A 17,019-nucleotide genomic window follows, 5' to 3' on the forward strand; every position below is an offset into this window, starting at 1 on the left:
GGTTATTATTATACCACTTTCCACCAGTCTCCTTCACCGGTATTGGGTGCTGATGGCGGATTAGTATCTGATGGCTTTTGCAATGCTTCCGGTGCAGGTGTTAACGGCACCTGCTTTTGCGCTTCTGTAAAACCGGGCAACTGCCCCAGCAAAGCAATCTCTTTCTCAAACCTGGCCGCTTTTACCGGATCAACCATTTTTATAAAATTCACATACCCCAGCATAGCACTTACAATATTACCCTCCCCCCATTGCACACCTTCCCAGCCTTTGGTTTTAATACGATGCAGTAAAGCGCGAAACCGGCGCAGCTTTTCACGCGGAATGCCCGGTTGTTTATTTACCACAATGCCGGTAACCTCCTGCCGGGCTCCTTTGCGCATAATGCGTACTTTATCAGGATGCACGGTAAAACCTTCCTCCTGCAATATCTTTCTTATACGCCATACCATGGCTTCGGCTGCCAGTGTGGTTTCACTGCCCGAAAAGCTGATATCATCTGCATACCGCGTATACTGATACTGATGCTTACCAGCCACACCCTGTAAACGCTTATCCAGCTGGTAACAGAGAATATTGGTAATGGCCGGGCTGCCGGGTGCACCCTGTGGCAGCACGCGACAGCCTTTTTGCACAAAATAAGTTTTACCATCTATTACTACTTCCTGCGTAACCGCTTCAGTACACAACAACGCCAGTATGGTGGCTATCCTTTCATTATAGCCCAGCTTTTCAAATACGCCTTTTACGCGTTTAAAATGTATAGAGGGAAAAAAGTCTTTTACATCTGCATTAATTACCACCTGCCTGCCCACATGCGGCTGCGCATTGGTAACAATAGAACGGCCGGTAGCAAAGCCATTGGCCGCTGCATGTAACGGCACTTTATTCAGTATCTGATGCAGTACCCAATACTGCACTTTCTTAATCCGGGGCATTGGAGCCGATATTAACCTGTGGCCACCGGATTTTTTAGGCAGTAAAAACTTACGGTAATGGTTAACGGCCGATACTTTGCGGTGGTAACATAAAAAGCGCAACTCCCGTAAGTCAACACCCGCCGCCGCCGCCAGCTCTTTTTCTGTATGAAATACCGGTAACCCTCTTTGTAACAATAAAGCCTCATTACTCTGGCCTGGCTGCAACCCTGCAGAAACCGTTTCGCCCAGGTAAACAATTTCATCCTGCTTTCTTTTACGCCAGGCTTCTGCTTTTTCCAGGCGCTGTAACTCCCGCTTCTGTTTAGTCTCTTCCCGCTTACGGCGCGCTTCGGCCATACGCTTCATGCGCATCTCCTTCAGCACCGCTTCTTTGTTTCTATAGCGGGTACGCTCCTGCATCAGCTGGTTCAGCTCTTTGGTAAGGGTCGCTTCCTGCTGCAACAGCACTTCTGTTATCTGCGTGTTTCCGGATTTGGCAGTCCAAAAACCCAGACGTAACATTTCTGAACGAACATATTCTTCTTTGGAGGATGACCGTATGCGGTCGTAAATCTGCTGGCGGGTTAATCGGTTATCTGCCATGATTCAGGTAGAGAAGAGCGGTCATGTTATAACAGAAAGATGGCAGCTGCCTTCGTGCACGCCGGGGACCAGATTAATCAACGCCAGGCCCGGGGGTACTATCTCACTATTCTGGCACAAGGGGCCTACACCGATAATGGTGAGATAGTACCCCCGGGCCATAGTAAAGATTATATTTGGTGATGCATGACAAAGTCATTGTACCTGAACGACGAAACATCGCTCTTTCCTTTCGGAAGCAAGGTGCATTACCATCTTTCTGTCAAAGAACATGAACTATTGTTAACAAATATAATTACTAATTCCTTTTCAACATCACTTTTATACAAGTTTATCTGCCTGTATACGTGTTTTATTATAAGCCTGCCGTATAGCCAGCATATGTTCGCAGGGGCCTTTGTACAGTTTGTTTTCTACATAGTAGCTGCAGTCGCAACCGGCCGATTGTATTTTCTCGTCCAGGTCAATCTCCAGCTTTGTATTATACGTTCTGCGCGCTGCTTTTACAGTGCCTGTAAGCACAATTCCTCCCTCCGGCCGGTCTGCTGTTTTATAGTTTATCTGGCTTTTCAGCAACAACTCTGCCGCCATTTCTTCCCGTGGGTTATCAAACCGCAACTGTTCAAAAGGCAAAGGTTCCCTGCTCAGTTCCCGCAGGCGGTACAGTTGTTTGTTCATATCATATATTACCCGGCCAGCCTGTGTATATGCACTTAACGCGCCGGATACTTCTGCGGTACTCAACTGCAGCTTAACAGCCAGTTCTGCTGCCGTGCCCAGCCAGTCGTGATGCAGTTGTGTAAACACCTGCTGCTTTACGCCATCAGGCACTTCCATACGAGGCGCCAGTAAATCAAAATTGCCTGCATGGCTCCAGTTGTTCGCTGTCCACCCGCTTAGCCCCAGGGTAAAATTCATATCGCCCAGGTCGGCCACATAAAAAGCAGGCAACCCCGTTCCGGTAAGGTATACGGTAAACTTCCTGGCAACGGGTATCAACCGTTCCAGTACCAGCAACCGCCTTCTGCCCCAGGTTCTTATTTCCTGGCGGGTATTGCCGGTGTAAATACTTCTGGGGCATTCAATTGCTGTGCCCCAGGGGTCCAGCACCACGGTTACCGGCTTGCCGGGTTCCAGCACATAACGAAGCGATCTTGGGCCGCGCTTTTCCTTATGCCTGCGGAGTAATAAACAAATGCTGTATATATCCATCGGGTGCAGCTCAAACTGCGTGGCAGCCATAGTCATAGCACTGCTTACCTGTAAAAAACCACGCACCCAGCTATCCGGCACATCAATCTTTACCTCTTTAAAAACATCTTCATCGGTGGTTTGTACTGTAAAGCCCGAAGGGTCTATTTTCAGTTCTGTGTCCTTGTAGTCACGTATCTTCTGAAACTCTTCATACAAAGCAGCTGAATAATCTACATTGGTGGTACCGCATTTAAAATCGTCCAGCTGCGTAAACACATTGTAATTACAACCCAGTTTGCCGTAGGTAGATTCATCCTGACTAAAACATTCAAAAAACAATTCATCGGGGTGAATGGTAATTACCGGGTCCAGTACAATCCACGCATCCCGGTCGTTCTTATACAGGTAATCAAAATATTTACTTCTCGCTTTCCAGTAGGGCCCCATCAGTTTAGCCTGTTCCGCCCGCACCCCCACCAGCTGTTCCCGCAGGGCGTCTATTCTTTTATCCGCCGCCTGCGCATCGTATCCGGCCATATATTCTGCCAGAAAAACTGCTTCGTTCTGCGCCACCCATTCTTTATAAGCCGTTTTATCTTTGGGTTTAAAACGCAGGTCGCTCACCACCACATCATGCAATGCAGAAATAGCTTCGCGGAAAGCAATTTTCCGGTTCAGTTTTCCTATAAACCAGGCACTCTCGCGCAGTGTATCAGGTGCAAACGACATACCCGTCATATACGATGTACTGCTAACGGTAGATGATCCTGCAAACCGGTAATTAAACAACATAACCTTGCTGTGTTTACGTGAATACAATCAGTTCTTTTATCGCACCTCTGTTTCTTTTACTGTAAGCGGTGTTTGCACCTGGTACAGCGCCTGTAGCTGCAGCAGTATTTCTATACATTTTGCTTTATCGCCAATAGCCATGGTAGCAGAAATATCAGAGAGTATACTACCTACCAGCCGGGCTGCCGCTTCATGCTTTACACCCTCTGTGTACAGAAAATGATAAATCCGCTTTTTTGCCACGCGGCTTTTGTTAACCCGCGTAAGCACAGAGCGGAAATAAAACTCCAGCTGCTGTATCCGTTCCAGATTGTCTGCCGCAAACCGCTCCAGATAGTTGGTAGCAAACAGCTGCATTTTTTCGCTGGGGTGCTGGCTCAGCTTCAGCAGATAGGTTTCTCCGTTTTCTTCTTTAAAAAAGCGCGTAATCAGTTCGCGACCATACGCTTCAATATCCGGCTTTACATTATCAGCCAGTGCAACCAGTGTTTCCACCGTCCAGTCCTCCGCAGTAAAATGCTGCAGAAAATACTCCCTGGCAAACGCGCGCATATCATCCCACTTACTATTCAGCAGTTGCAGACTCTCGTCCTTTTCATACCGTATGCGTGCTACCTGCTGGTTGTATAAACGCTGGCACCATTCACGTACCGCTACATTTTCATGACTACCCAATGCAACTATCTGCGGCATGGTAAGCTGTGCCGGGTCAGTATATTTTTCCAGTATAAAGGCACCGGTTTGTTGTGCGGGCGCAAAGGTGGAATACAGTAATCGCAGGGCTGCCTGCTTATCTACATCTTTCAGAAAAGGCGTAAGCTCATTACACAACAATTCACTTACCCAAAGTTGTAATCCTTCTATCGTTTCTTTTCTTAATAAATACGGCAGCAATGCTTCTACCAGCTTGTTACCAAAGCCGGCATCTGTATGCGCCATTCTGCCGGCAATGGGTGCTATCCCTTTCCGCACATCTTCATGCTTACCTATACAAGCCATCATTACCAGGTGCTGCTTCTGCAGCAGCTCTTCTGTATGCAGGCTATTGAGTAAAGCAACACCTGCTTCGCGTACCGGCTGGTAACTATGTAACAGCAATCCATATATAAAATCTTCAGATAAACTTCCTGCCTGCACCTGGCTATGCTGCAGTAACCGCAGGCCAAATAATAAAGTAGCTGTTACCGGATGTTGCAGCATATCGCTCAGTACCCCTGCAGACACCTGTTTCAGCTCCTGCGCCAATAAGGTAAAACACCAGTCCGTAGCTTCTTTTATCAGTGCCTCATCTATAGTTTTACCGGGGGTAAGCCCCAGCAAAAACACGATTACTTTACCGGCAGCAGCTTGTTTTACCCGCTCATCCAACAATGTAGTAGCCAGCAACTGCCGCCCCCACTGCCTTATACCCGCATCGCTGTTAAAGGCAATACAGGTAATAAAATCCGGATCAGCCGTTACCACGCCTTTATGCAAACCTGCCCATCCCCGCCCTGTAGCGCGGGCAGCCTCATCAATACTATTCAGCATGGCAATAATTACATCGCTATCCGGCGTAACATCTGCCGTATATCTTTCTTCTGCCATTGTACGGCCAAAAGAGGCAGGCAGCGGATAAGGAGAAAGCAATAACAACTTAATGGCTTCCTTATCCAGCTTTTGCTTAATGGCTGCATATTGCGGATGCACGGTAAGGTTTTCTATAGCAAACCGGTGTATCTCGTTCACCTGCGCCTGCATAAGCAACTGCACATAGGCCTGCGGCATGGCATTCCATAAACCCAGGTAAGGCGTGCCGTTTTCATTAGGCACCTCCGCAACAATTATTTCGGGCTTTGCTTCCGGCTGTTCTGTGGGTACTGCTGCATCTGGTGTTTTCTTACGCCCGAACAAACCTGCCAGCTTTTTTAATAGTCCGCCGCCTTCTGCATTAGCAGCACCTGGCTGCCGTTGAGTGGTTGTTACAGGCTTTTTATCATCGGGGTTGCGCATTTTCCACCTTCCGGAAACCAGTGTAAGATCAGGATGATCGGCGCTGAGTATCTGATGCAGATAAATGGCCTGTGAGTTATTGGGAAAACGGGTTTCTACCCGTACATATTCCCGGCCCTTCCACTCATAATTATATTCACTATAGTAAGGCGTTACATCCCTGTCACGCTCATATGCTATTAAAACGGCGGTAGCCAGTTTTACATAATCTGTGCTGTGGGCATTACCCAGCATTTTCAGCCGGCGTAAGGTGCGCCGGTGTAAATACCATTTGGTTCTGTTAGAAAAGGCTATGCGGCTACCTGCTTTTTTAGATTCCTTGCGGGGCGTTATCCAGTCCTCTATCTCTGCCACATATACTTCCTCTTCCTGCGCATCGGCATAGCTGAGATAGTGTTTATACATTTCCTGGTCGCGCTCTGTTTTACAGCTTAGCATACCCAGCATATCAAAATCGTCCAGCAACTCAGCCAGTTTAAATATGACTCTGAACTGCTTAAAATACGGCGGTTTCAATATCAGCGGCAGCAACAGCGTTTTCAACTGTTGCTTCAGCCGCAGGTTTTGAGTAGCTATCAGGTATAAAGTAGTAAGCCATTTATAATCTGTCTGTGGCTGCTCCAGCCGCTCCTGCAAAAAAACATCCGGCAGGCCTTCTGCATATAGTTCCTGAAAAGCCTCCGGAAGCGCCTTTACGTAGGTGTTCAGATGATTCTGCTTTTCTACCCCTTCCAACAGCTGTAATAAACCCGCACCCGCCAGCCGCGAAAGCTGAACGCTGCCCTGTTTGTATAGCAGCTGCAGCACAGGTATAGCAGAAGTACTGCGGCTACGTACCATAGCCCATAAACAACAGTATTGCTGCAGGGCATTGCCCGTATTAAACAGCCTTATCAGGTAGGGAGTAGCTTCCTGAATATGATACTCGCCTGCTTTCCATATTACCCTGCTCAGTTTCCAGTTACGCGCTACACCGGTAGCCTCGCCGGTAACAGCTGCATGTAAACGGCGCAGAATGGCTTTGTTTCTGCCAGCAGGCAGTTGCTTCCAGCTTTCAGATAAGGGAAAAAGCGATTCATCCGGTTTAACAGCTGTAGTTGCTGAAGATGCTTTGGGCGTTACCGGCGCACCTTCGGTAGTAGTATACCCTTTATTCAGCTTTTCCGTTTCCAGTGCATCAAATACGCCCTCAGCAGTAGCCAGTGCTACAGGTGCGGGTGTTTTGGTGCCTTCTTTCAACTGCCCGCCTCTTTTTCCATACCGGAAATTAACTACATAGGTATTGCCTCCTACATCACAAAGGCTTATCTCGTATACTTTATCGGAGTTGCCCTCTTTGTAATACAGCGTTGTTTGTTTCACAAGTCGCATAGCTTCCATGGGTTGTGGTGCTGTAAGGTAACACATAATCATTTATCAGATACGTGAATAATCCACATACCTGGCAATTATTTATCTACATAAAAAAGCCCCTTGTCAATAACAAAGGGCCTTTTTTACACTAAGATTTATATTTATTCTGCTCCCTGCTGGCGCGGTGCATGTGCTGCATGCTGCCCGTTGCCGGAGCGTCTGTTACCGCCTCCGCTTTGCGGGCGGCGTTTGTTTTTAAAATCAGGCTTGTTACCACCATTACCATGCGGGCGCGGACCACGGTTGCCGCCACCACCACTTTTGGCACTACCAGCAGCTACTTCCTGGTGAAAAGGATGGTCTTTTACCAGCGGAATATTCTGGTTGGTAACCTTATTAATCAGGCGCAGGTTTTCACGTTCTTCCCGGCTGCAGAACGAAAGTGCAATACCGCTTTTATCTGCCCGGCCTGTACGGCCAATGCGGTGTACATATGTTTCCGGCATCTCCGGCAGGTCGTAGTTAATTACATATGCCAGGTTATCTACGTCAATACCCCGTGCTACAATATCGGTAGCCACCAGCACACGCAGACGCCCGGTTTTAAAGTTATGCAGGGCACTCAGGCGCGACTGCTGCGATTTATCGCCATGCAGTGCTTCTGCCTTAATACCTGCTTTGGTAAGTTGCTTAGCTATTTTATCTGCACCATGCTTGGTACGTGCAAACACCAGTGTACGGGTAATATTACCCAGGTTCAGCAGATATTCCAGCAAGGCCGGTTTATCATTTCTGGATACCATCAGTACCCCCTGCTTAATTTTTTCCGCAGTGGTAGATACCGGAGTAATTTCCACTTTCAGCGGATCTGTTAACAACGAATCGGCCAGTTTGGCAATGGTGGGCGGCATGGTAGCCGAAAAAAACAGTGTTTGCCGTTCTTCAGGTAATTCGCGGATAATCTTTTTAATGTCGTTGATAAAACCCATATCCAGCATACGGTCTGCCTCATCCAGCACAAAAAACTCCAGGTGTGCAATATGCACATAGCCCTGGTTCATCAGATCCAGCAGGCGTCCGGGCGTGGCAATCAATATATCGGTACCGTTGCGTAACGACAGCGTTTGTGTATGCTGCGACACGCCACCAAATATAACGTCGTGCTTTAAACCGGTATACTTGCCATAGGCAGTAAAACTATCATCAATCTGCGCCGCCAGTTCGCGGGTAGGCGTTAGAATTAATGCTTTAATATGTCTGTATCCTTTGGAAGCCTCCTGCGTATGTAAGTGTTCCAGTATAGGAATGGCGAAAGCTGCAGTTTTACCGGTTCCGGTTTGGGCGCAGCCCAGTAAGTCTTTCTTATCAAGTACGATCGGAATCGCCTGTTCTTGTATGGGAGTAGGTTTGGTGTACCCCTCTTCTGCCAGCGCCTTTAATATGGGCTCTGACAACTTCAAATCCTGAAATGTCAAAATAGTTCGTTTTAATACAATTAAATACTGACTACTTTAAGATTTCGACACTTTGAAGGAGTCAGCGTGTTTTTATGCCCCTGATCGTTATGACCGGATGAGCTTCTTGCAACGGGAGAAGGAATATCTAGTCGCCTAAAGATAGGAATTAAGGCAGTGTAAAGGTACGGTAATCCATCATAAGTAAATCCTAAACCGTAAAGACCCGCTTTTCCAGCCACTTACCAGCCTTTTTTCTATCCTTTTCAGACTCAATATACCTAAATATAGTGAAAAAGCCCACACAAGTAATAAAACTGGTTTAAGAAAGTTTTGTGCTTTCCTGAAGTAACTTAGCCACCGTATTCAGGTCCAGGCTTTCTCCTTTAGCAAAATTGAATGAATCATGAAACAGATTGTTATTATCGGGGGCGGGTTTGCCGGTATTAATGTGGCGCAGCAACTGGCCAGAAATCCGGCTTACAGTATCATAATAGTAGACAGGAACAATTACAACTTCTTTCCACCGCTTTTGTACCAGGTAGCCACCAGCTTTCTGGAACCTTCCAACATCAGTTACCCCTTCCGCAAGCTGATACGCCCGTTTAAAAACGTAAGCTACCGCATGGGCGAGTTTCAGGAACTGATAACCGCAGAAAACAAAGTGGTGCTGAGTACCGGCACACTCCAATACGACTATATCATTTTTGCAACCGGTGCCGAAACCAATTATTTCGGCATGGAAAATCTTAAAAACAACGCATTACCCATGAAAACGGTAAACGATGCACTGCTGCTTCGTAACCATTTTTTACAGGTAATGGAAGCAGCCACTGTAACTACTGATGTAGCGGAACGCACCAAACTACTCACCTTTATGGTAGCCGGTGGCGGCCCTACCGGTGTAGAAGTATCGGGCATGCTGGCCGAAATGCGGCGCACCATACTGCCCTTAGACTACCCCGAAGTAAGCGGCAAAAACTACGAAGCGCATATTTATCTGGTAGATGGTGGTACCAGCCTGCTGAAACCCATGAGTGAAAAATCGCAGAAGGATACTTATAACGAACTTACCCGCATGGGTGTGGAAGTACTGCTGAACCACCGTGTGAAAGACTATGCTGATGATGTGGTTACTTTTACCAATGGTAAATCCATTGCCACCAAAACACTGGTATGGGCCGCAGGCGTTTCTGCATCTGTATTACCCGGCATACCTACAGCGTGTTACGGCGCAGGCCGCCGTTTGATAGCGAATGAGTTTCACCAGGTAAAAGATCTTACCAACGTATACGCCATTGGCGATACTTCTATAGCATCAGGCGATCCTGCCTTTCCTGACGGCCACCCGCAGGTAGCACAGGTAGCCATACAGCAAGGGATTAACGTAGGCAAAAACTTTAAAGCACTGGCAGCAGGTAAGCCCTTACAACCTTTCCGGTATCATGATAAAGGCACGCTGGCCATTATAGGTAGAAACAAAGCGGTGGCAGATTTTCCGCGCCCCAAATTACACCTCAATGGTTTTATTGCCTGGTGGATATGGATATTCGTGCATCTGATGTCGCTGATTAATTACCGTAACCGGTTAAGGACTTTTTATAACTGGGCGGGGGCTTATCTGACAAAAGATCAGTCGCTGAGGATGATTATACGGCCGAAGAAGAAAACCAATTAGCGCTTCTGTAACCACAAAATTTCTAAATTAGTAAAAAAGCCATCCAATAACTTTCATTATGTGATGGCTTTTTGCAATTCCTTACAAGCCTATATCTACACAGACAATATTTTAACATTATCACAAACCCATAAGCTATACTTATTCCTTTGCCAGCATAATTGTAATCTCACTATTACAATTATGTGAGCCAAATAAACACAAAGATTACAACTACTGAAACCTCTCTCCTTCAAACTTAATTTCACTAATGGCAATATCATTCGGGAACTTTGTTCCAGCATAAAACCCATCAAACGTTAACGAAACCTCCAGCACCTTCCCCCAAAAAGCTACCATATTTAATTTCGTCACATCCACTGACTGCATTTTGTAAGTATCCGCTAATTCAACGCGGCCAACCAGGCGGTTGCCAATTGACATATTTACATACCTGACTCTGGAATTAGATGCCCATACCAATGCAGATTTTCTATAGCCGTTAACGATGAATAGCTTCGTTATTCTAAAAGCTTTTTCTTTACCGGAGGCTGCAGACAAGTCGAACTTATAACTCACCACCACTTTACTCTGTTCAGACGTATCCATAACCCACGCTGTCCGAAGATTAAAGTCAGAAAGATTGCGACAAGAGTACCGCTGCTTATCTTTTACGTTTAAAAAAACCTCCGGCTCACGAATTGTATATATACCATCATCGCCAACACCAGAAGCTGTATCCTCAGCACTTAGCGCATCATACTTACTAACAGCAGAAACCAAATTGCACTTCTGGGAAAATGCTCCGACACTCAACACGCAAAAACAGAAAAGCAGTATGGTTTTTTTTACAGTTAGCCATTTATTATTATCTACGGTTAATATTCTAAGAAAAAAGTCATGGAGAATAAGCATAGTATTATTACAATAAGGATATAGGGATGAGTATGTTACCCTTTAAAGATACAATTTAAGCAGCGTAAGTAATTTTTATTATTTGTCACAACCGGGTATTTCATTCCATCCCTCCGGGGGTATTTTTCTCCGCAGTATACAATCAGGAACCGGATACTCTTTTAAAAACACCACCGCCCCCTCCGGTTCTTCACTTATGATTTTAATAAAAAAGTATTTGCCTACACAGGGTTGACGGGGAGCAACGGGCATATTAAAATAAGGATATAAGGATGAATATGTAACATACTAAAAATATTCATTCATCCCTATATCCTTATATCTATACCGTTATTTGATGAGTAAATTTGAAAGCCGGAAGCGCAACAGCCCCCTACAACGGATCTAACGAAAACTCATAACTCACAATTCTCGGCTCATGTATTTCACAAACTGCACAGGCAGCTTTATAAAGGTCGTTTACAATATAATCCGGCTCGCGAAACCGGTCGGTACGCCAGTCTGTTTCGTTACCATTATTATATAATATGGTAGTACACCCTGCCCGGTGTCCGGCTTCCACATCATCCAGCATATCGCCTATTACCCAGCTGTGCGAGAGGTCTATACCAAAAGCATCAGCGGCTTTCAGCAACATTCCCGATGCGGGTTTGCGATCGTCTGAATTGCGGGCAAACTCGGTTACAATTCCATCGGGGTGATAGGGGCTGTAGTAAAAGGCATCAATATATACGCCTTCGGCAGCCAGCATATCGGCAATGCGTTTGTTTACCACATCTACTTCTTTGGCGGTAAAATGTCCCTTGGCTATTCCTCCCTGGTTAGCAAGTACCAGCAATAAAAAATCGTTCTGTTGCAGCAACCGCAGGGCATCGGTAGCGCAATCATCCAGCTCAACGGTGTCTGGATTAATGTTCCAGGGCTTGTTCCTGATAAGGGTTCCATCCCGGTCGATAAATACGGCTTTGGTCATAGTATATTAGTATTCAGATAGGTGAGTAACTCAGCGCATACAGGCGGGTGGAAAGTGGCCGCCTGTTTTTTAATAACGCATTACAGTTGAAAACTGTTCACCAACCTGAAGGCAAAATTTCTGTTGCAACTTTAGCCTACCACCACAGAAGCAATGGATGAAAAATGTCCTACTTCCTGCATGTTAATAGTACACCTGGCCTGGTACTCTCTCATTTCAGCCACAAACTCTTTTTGCAATGGCCGCTTATCCCAGAAAGGCGAAGTAACCTCATTGCCCAGAAAAGTCCAGTCATACTCCCCACGCAACCTTCCGTAAACGGCTATGCCATGTGTGTACTGTTTTTTAAACATAATTCTTACCGCCTTGTTGGCCAGTTCTACCGTAATTTCCGGGCGCAATTCATTTTTATCCATCTGCTGGCTTCCACCTACAATGCCCAGTGAATGCGCCAGGCCTTCATTTTCCCCCCATACCTTTTTTATATACAACGCCATGATGCCGATTTCTTTTTCCGCCGCTACAATCAGCGCATCTTTCTCTTCCACTTTAGACCGGTATTCATTTTTTACCGTATTGGTTTCTTCTATTACGTTGGCCACTTTTCGGGCAAGATTAATCTGATATTGTATTTCTTCGGCCCCCTTACTACCAACTGTGCCCAACTGCTCCAGTTTAAGGGCATAATTTCTGAACCAAAGAACCTTATCAGCCTCTTTTCTGGGAAAAAATCCAGGAAACTTTTTCATACGCTATATTGTTTTTCAATCAATTACAAACAAATCGCTCTAACAATCCACTCTTCCGGCCGTGCTCACCACGTCCCGGTGAGGACTCACCACGTCCCGGTGAGGACTCATCACGACCCGGTGAGGGCTCATCACGTCTTGGTGAGGGCTCATCACGTCTTGATGAGGGCTCACCAAGTCTTGGTGAGGGCTCACCAAGTCTCGATGAGGGCTCACCACTTCCCGATGAGGGCTCACCACTTCCCGATGAGGGCTCACCACGTCTCGATGAGGGCTCACCATGTCTCGGTGAGGACTCACCACGTCTCGATGAGGGCTCACCATGTCCCGGTGAGGGCTCACCACCTCCCGATGAGGACTCACCATGTCCCGGTGAGGGCATCCCAACCGTTCAGCAGTTGCATTCGCGGCGCAATAGCCGCGTATTTATTATCGGTTTTTCGGATTTTCCGGTTCAGAAACAGGCTTCAATAGCCGGCATTACCGGATTTTCGGGAGAGAATATCGGATTCAGGGCCTGCATGGCAGGCGTTGTAAGTACAATTTAAGGCAAGCCGGGGAAATTTTCAAATGGACGGGCCAACTTTGTTTTTCCGTTCCGGGCATGGGATTATACACCCGAAATTGTAGAATTGCAGGAGAAATAGTGTTTATTTGTGTAGATTTTAGTATAAACGCCCTTGAATGACTAATATTTTAATTGCGGAAGACCATGCCATCGTGAGACTGGGCATCAGCATTCTTTTGAAAAATCTATATCCGGGAACCAACGTTCTGGAGGTAGATGATTTTAATGAAGCTATTAAAGTCATTAATCAACACTCCATTGATTTAATTATCCTGGACATTAATATTCCCAATGGTAACAGCATTCAAATGATTGATACTATACGGGTAAGACAACCGGATACCAAAATCCTGATCTTTTCTGCCTACGACGAAGACCTGTATGCCCAGCGTTACATTGAAGCGGGTGCTAACGGCTTTTTGTCGAAAGGTGCCAGAGGGCCGGAAATTGATAAAGCCATTAAAACGGTACTCAACTACGATATTTATGCCAGCGAATATGTAAAACAATCTTTACTGCAACGCCTGGCCGATAAAAACGCAGTAGCCAATCCCCTGCAAACACTCAGCAACCGCGAAACAGAAGTAATGCAATTGCTGATTGAAGCAAAAAGTGTTTCTGAAATTTCTGCTATTCTTAACCTGCAGATAAGTACGGTAAGTACCTACCGGAAAAGAATATTTGAGAAACTGAGTATCAAAAACATTGTGGAGCTGATTCAGAAATACCGTTCTCTTACTCCGTAGTGAATCGTGGCTGCCCTAAGAATAAGGCAGCCTGTTTTCAATATGTAATAAAACCTAATTTTTCAAAATCTTCACTTCTGTACGGCGGTTCATCTGATGTTCTTTTGCTGAACATTTTATGCCGTTCATACATCCGTTGGTTAATCTGGTTTCGCCATAACCGGCTGCCACCACTCTGGTAACCGCAATCCCTTTCTTAATCAGATATTGTACAGCAGATTTGGCTCTGTTCTGAGATAATATCATGTTATGCTCATCACTGCCACGGCTATCGGTATGCGAACTCAGCTCAATTTCAATAGTGGGGTATTTGTTCAGAATAGCTACCAGTTTATCCAGCTCCCTGGCAGCATCGGGGCGAATGTTGTACTTATCCGTATCGTAGTACAGCTTATCCAGTACAAAAGTTTCACCCACTTCAAAATGCCTGTCGGGCATAGGTACTACCTTAGGTTTGGTAGGGATGATTACCGGCGGCGGTACAGGTGCCAGGTACAGTTGTGCATACACCGTATCTACGGGTTTGTAACCGGAAGTAGATACTTCTATAGCGTTAGACACATAACCCGGATAGCTGGCGCGGATAACATAGGTGTTGTTTTTATGAACCTCAAACCTGTTGCTGCCCTTAGTATCTGCAGTACAAACGGTATCCACAGCTACAGCCGCGCAGGTAAACGCTACATGTGCACCTGTAAGCACAGAAGAATCTTTACGGCTGTAGACTGTGTTAACCAGCAGCAGGTGTTCAACGGGAGGTAATATAAAAGAGTAAATATCATCACTACCCAAACCACCTTCCCTGTCAGAAGCCAGGTAACCGGTGCGGTTTGCAATAGCACAATAAAAATCGTCGTAGCTGGAGTTGAAAGGCGGCTTCAGGTTTACCGGCAGTTGCCAGGCAGTATCTGAACCAACGGCAGAGAAAATATCCAGACCACCTAAACCAGCATGTTCGTTACTGGAGAAATACAGGGCAGTATCGCCTACAATGGTAGGAAATGCTTCCTGACCGGGTGTGTTAATAACCGCACCGCAGTTTACAGGCTTATCCCATTTACCTTCTGCCGTTTTGCGGCAAAACCATATATCGGTACCACCATAGCCACCCGGCATATCTGAAGCAAAGTACAGCAGGCTGCCGTTTTTAGCCAGCGCCGCATGCCCTATGGAGTAATACTTCACTTTGTTGTAAGCAAAAGCTACGGGAGTATTCCAGCCACCGCTGCTGTTTTTTACGGCGTAATACAGCTCCAGCTTGCGGGTACCTACACTGCGGGTAATGGCTTTGGCATACAGCAGGTTATTGTCTTCATTGGTAATGGTAAAGTATACTGTATCACCATTGGCAGTAAAAGTGGCAGGGCCTGCATGATACACATAGGTATCGCCACCTGGCTTAAACTCTTTTATATTCATGCGAACGCTATCACCTGCCTGTGCAGCCGGAATAGTATCCGCTTCGTACATCTTTAAGAATGCGTGACCGTTTCTTCCAAAAGTTTTACGGGCACGCTCTTTCTCACTCATAGGCTTATTCTGCTCAATGGGATGATCGGAGGTGAACACCAGCTTATTGCCATTGAAACTAACCCCCCAGTCAGAAACATCGGTATTCAGCAACCGCTCATTTACCAGAGAGAGCTTTTCAGCCGTATCTGCCAGCCATATCGTAGCAGAATCACAGCCTGCTATCCGTTTTGCTACAGCGGCGTAGTTGTTCGTTTTTTCCGCATAGCGGTTGTACGACCATTTAGCCTCTTCGTAGCGCTTCATTATTTTTTGCAGATCGCCTATGCGCGTCCATAGCTGAACATCAGCACTGTCGCTCATATACATATACTGCCGGTAAGTATTAATAGCGTTTTCGTATTGCTGCATCATTTCGTAGCAATACCCCAGTTTATAATGTACCTGTGCCTTTTCTTTACCTTCTTTAATAATACGCTCGTAAATAGGCGCAGCCGACACAAATTCAAAACGCTCGTACCTTTTATCTGCCAGGTTTTCCAGCGTAGGCTGTTCCTGTGCCTTACTAAACATGGCCGGTAAAAGCAGGGAAAGAAATAGTATCTGTTTTTTCATCTGTTATATGCTTTTAGAAATATCTGGGGCTTAACGTTCTTTCTGCTTTCTTGCTCAGCACACGCATACCTACGGATATTTCATGGGTTCCATTCTGATAAGGGTTTAATTTACTGGTAGTAAAGTCGTAAGAGTAACCAATGCGCAATGTAGGCGTAGCATATACTTCTACAATAGCAGCAATAGCATCTGTGCTTTCCAGTCCTTTCTGCAGTTTAGCCTGGTTCCATACTCTTAAACCGGTTCTGTACGATCCGCCCAGCCAAACAATATCATGTAACAGGAAAAATGCATTCAGATCTACGTTACTGGGGCCTTTAAAATCTTCCTTCCACAGAAAAGAGGGCTTTAACTTAACAGTGGCAGAAAGCGGCACTACAAAACCCGCGTTCAGATACAGGTGCGCGGAGCGCTCCATAGAACGGAAGGTTTGCGCACTCCAGGTATATTTAACATCGGCTGTGCTGGTAGATAACAGATCGTTAGCTGCCAGACCAATGTACCATTTAGGTGTATAATAATATACACCTATGTTGGCATCGGGTACCAGTTTATTGGTTTTACCTACCGGTACTGCCGCATCGTTATTGTCTACATATTTAAAGGCCTGCCCATCTATGGTGTATTGGGTAATACCCACGCCAAAACCCAGACACAGGCGTTTAGCACCCAGTTCATCCATAGGAATGCGGTACGCATACCCCCCGCTGGCAAACAGCGTATTCTGCGGGCCCAGTTTATCGCTCATTACTTTGGCGCTGAAAGCCATACGCTCTTCGCGGCCGGGCACCAGCCAGTCTACCGAAGCAGCAGCTGTGCGCGGGGCGCCCGGTACGCCTACCCATTGCTGGCGGTAGATACCGCTGATATAGGTATCGCCCCGGTAGCCGGAATAAGCCGGGTTTATAAACAAGGGGTTGAAAACATACTGGCTAAATTGTATGTCCTGCTGTGCGCGGCTGCTCAGCATAGCCACTACCAATATCACCAGCAGCCCCATTTTTTTGCAAGTTCCCAT

The 17,019-nt window shown here is 46.2% G+C and carries 11 protein-coding genes; 2 read left to right on the top strand and 9 right to left on the bottom strand.

Features of this window, described 5'->3' with window-relative positions; all coding sequences use genetic code 11:
• Positions 1-8 precede the first annotated feature (8 nt).
• The 4 genes from IEY13_RS19330 to IEY13_RS19345 all read right to left on the bottom strand — a co-directional run bounded on the left by IEY13_RS19330 (position 9) and on the right by IEY13_RS19345 (position 8,329).
• Positions 9-1,523, bottom strand: a complete 1,515-nt coding sequence (locus IEY13_RS19330) for a reverse transcriptase family protein (protein WP_188955276.1) — start codon at positions 1,521-1,523, stop codon at positions 9-11.
• A 321-nt stretch (positions 1,524-1,844) separates the two neighbouring features.
• On the bottom strand, positions 1,845-3,509 hold the full coding sequence (locus IEY13_RS19335) for an SWIM zinc finger family protein (RefSeq protein ID WP_188955278.1): 1,665 nt from the start codon (positions 3,507-3,509) through the stop codon (positions 1,845-1,847).
• A gap of 36 nt (positions 3,510-3,545) precedes the next feature.
• The gene (locus IEY13_RS19340; protein ID WP_188955280.1) at positions 3,546-6,872 is read right to left on the bottom strand and encodes a hypothetical protein; all 3,327 of its coding nucleotides are present in this window, start codon (positions 6,870-6,872) and stop codon (positions 3,546-3,548) included.
• Between the two features lie 143 nt (positions 6,873-7,015).
• The gene (locus IEY13_RS19345) at positions 7,016-8,329 is read right to left on the bottom strand and encodes a DEAD/DEAH box helicase (RefSeq protein ID WP_188955282.1); all 1,314 of its coding nucleotides are present in this window, start codon (positions 8,327-8,329) and stop codon (positions 7,016-7,018) included.
• Between the two features lie 385 nt (positions 8,330-8,714).
• On the opposite strand from IEY13_RS19345, the gene IEY13_RS19350 reads away from it, so the two are divergent.
• Positions 8,715-9,986, top strand: a complete 1,272-nt coding sequence (locus tag IEY13_RS19350; RefSeq protein ID WP_188955284.1) for an NAD(P)/FAD-dependent oxidoreductase — start codon at positions 8,715-8,717, stop codon at positions 9,984-9,986.
• A 213-nt stretch (positions 9,987-10,199) separates the two neighbouring features.
• Here the strand turns inward: IEY13_RS19350 and IEY13_RS19355 are convergent, their stop codons facing one another.
• The 3 genes from IEY13_RS19355 to IEY13_RS19365 all read right to left on the bottom strand — a co-directional run bounded on the left by IEY13_RS19355 (position 10,200) and on the right by IEY13_RS19365 (position 12,602).
• Positions 10,200-10,880: an NADase-type glycan-binding domain-containing protein gene (locus IEY13_RS19355; RefSeq protein WP_188955286.1), complete on the bottom strand. Its 681-nt coding sequence runs from the start codon at positions 10,878-10,880 to the stop codon at positions 10,200-10,202.
• Between the two features lie 373 nt (positions 10,881-11,253).
• Positions 11,254-11,853: a D-glycero-alpha-D-manno-heptose-1,7-bisphosphate 7-phosphatase gene (locus tag IEY13_RS19360; RefSeq protein ID WP_188955288.1), complete on the bottom strand. Its 600-nt coding sequence runs from the start codon at positions 11,851-11,853 to the stop codon at positions 11,254-11,256.
• 131 nt (positions 11,854-11,984) lie between these two features.
• Positions 11,985-12,602: a hypothetical protein gene (locus IEY13_RS19365; RefSeq protein WP_188955290.1), complete on the bottom strand. Its 618-nt coding sequence runs from the start codon at positions 12,600-12,602 to the stop codon at positions 11,985-11,987.
• A 684-nt stretch (positions 12,603-13,286) separates the two neighbouring features.
• On the opposite strand from IEY13_RS19365, the gene IEY13_RS19370 reads away from it, so the two are divergent.
• Positions 13,287-13,916 (top strand): response regulator, encoded by a 630-nt coding sequence (locus IEY13_RS19370; RefSeq protein WP_188955292.1) that lies wholly within the window; start codon positions 13,287-13,289, stop codon positions 13,914-13,916.
• A gap of 54 nt (positions 13,917-13,970) precedes the next feature.
• Here the strand turns inward: IEY13_RS19370 and IEY13_RS19375 are convergent, their stop codons facing one another.
• The gene (locus tag IEY13_RS19375; RefSeq protein ID WP_188955294.1) at positions 13,971-16,001 is read right to left on the bottom strand and encodes an OmpA family protein; all 2,031 of its coding nucleotides are present in this window, start codon (positions 15,999-16,001) and stop codon (positions 13,971-13,973) included.
• Positions 16,002-16,014: 13 nt separating this feature from the next.
• Positions 16,015-17,019: a PorP/SprF family type IX secretion system membrane protein gene (locus IEY13_RS19380; RefSeq protein ID WP_188955296.1), complete on the bottom strand. Its 1,005-nt coding sequence runs from the start codon at positions 17,017-17,019 to the stop codon at positions 16,015-16,017.

It is taken from the genome of Filimonas zeae, from assembly GCF_014641615.1.
In the GTDB taxonomy this organism is placed as follows: domain Bacteria; phylum Bacteroidota; class Bacteroidia; order Chitinophagales; family Chitinophagaceae; genus Filimonas; species Filimonas zeae.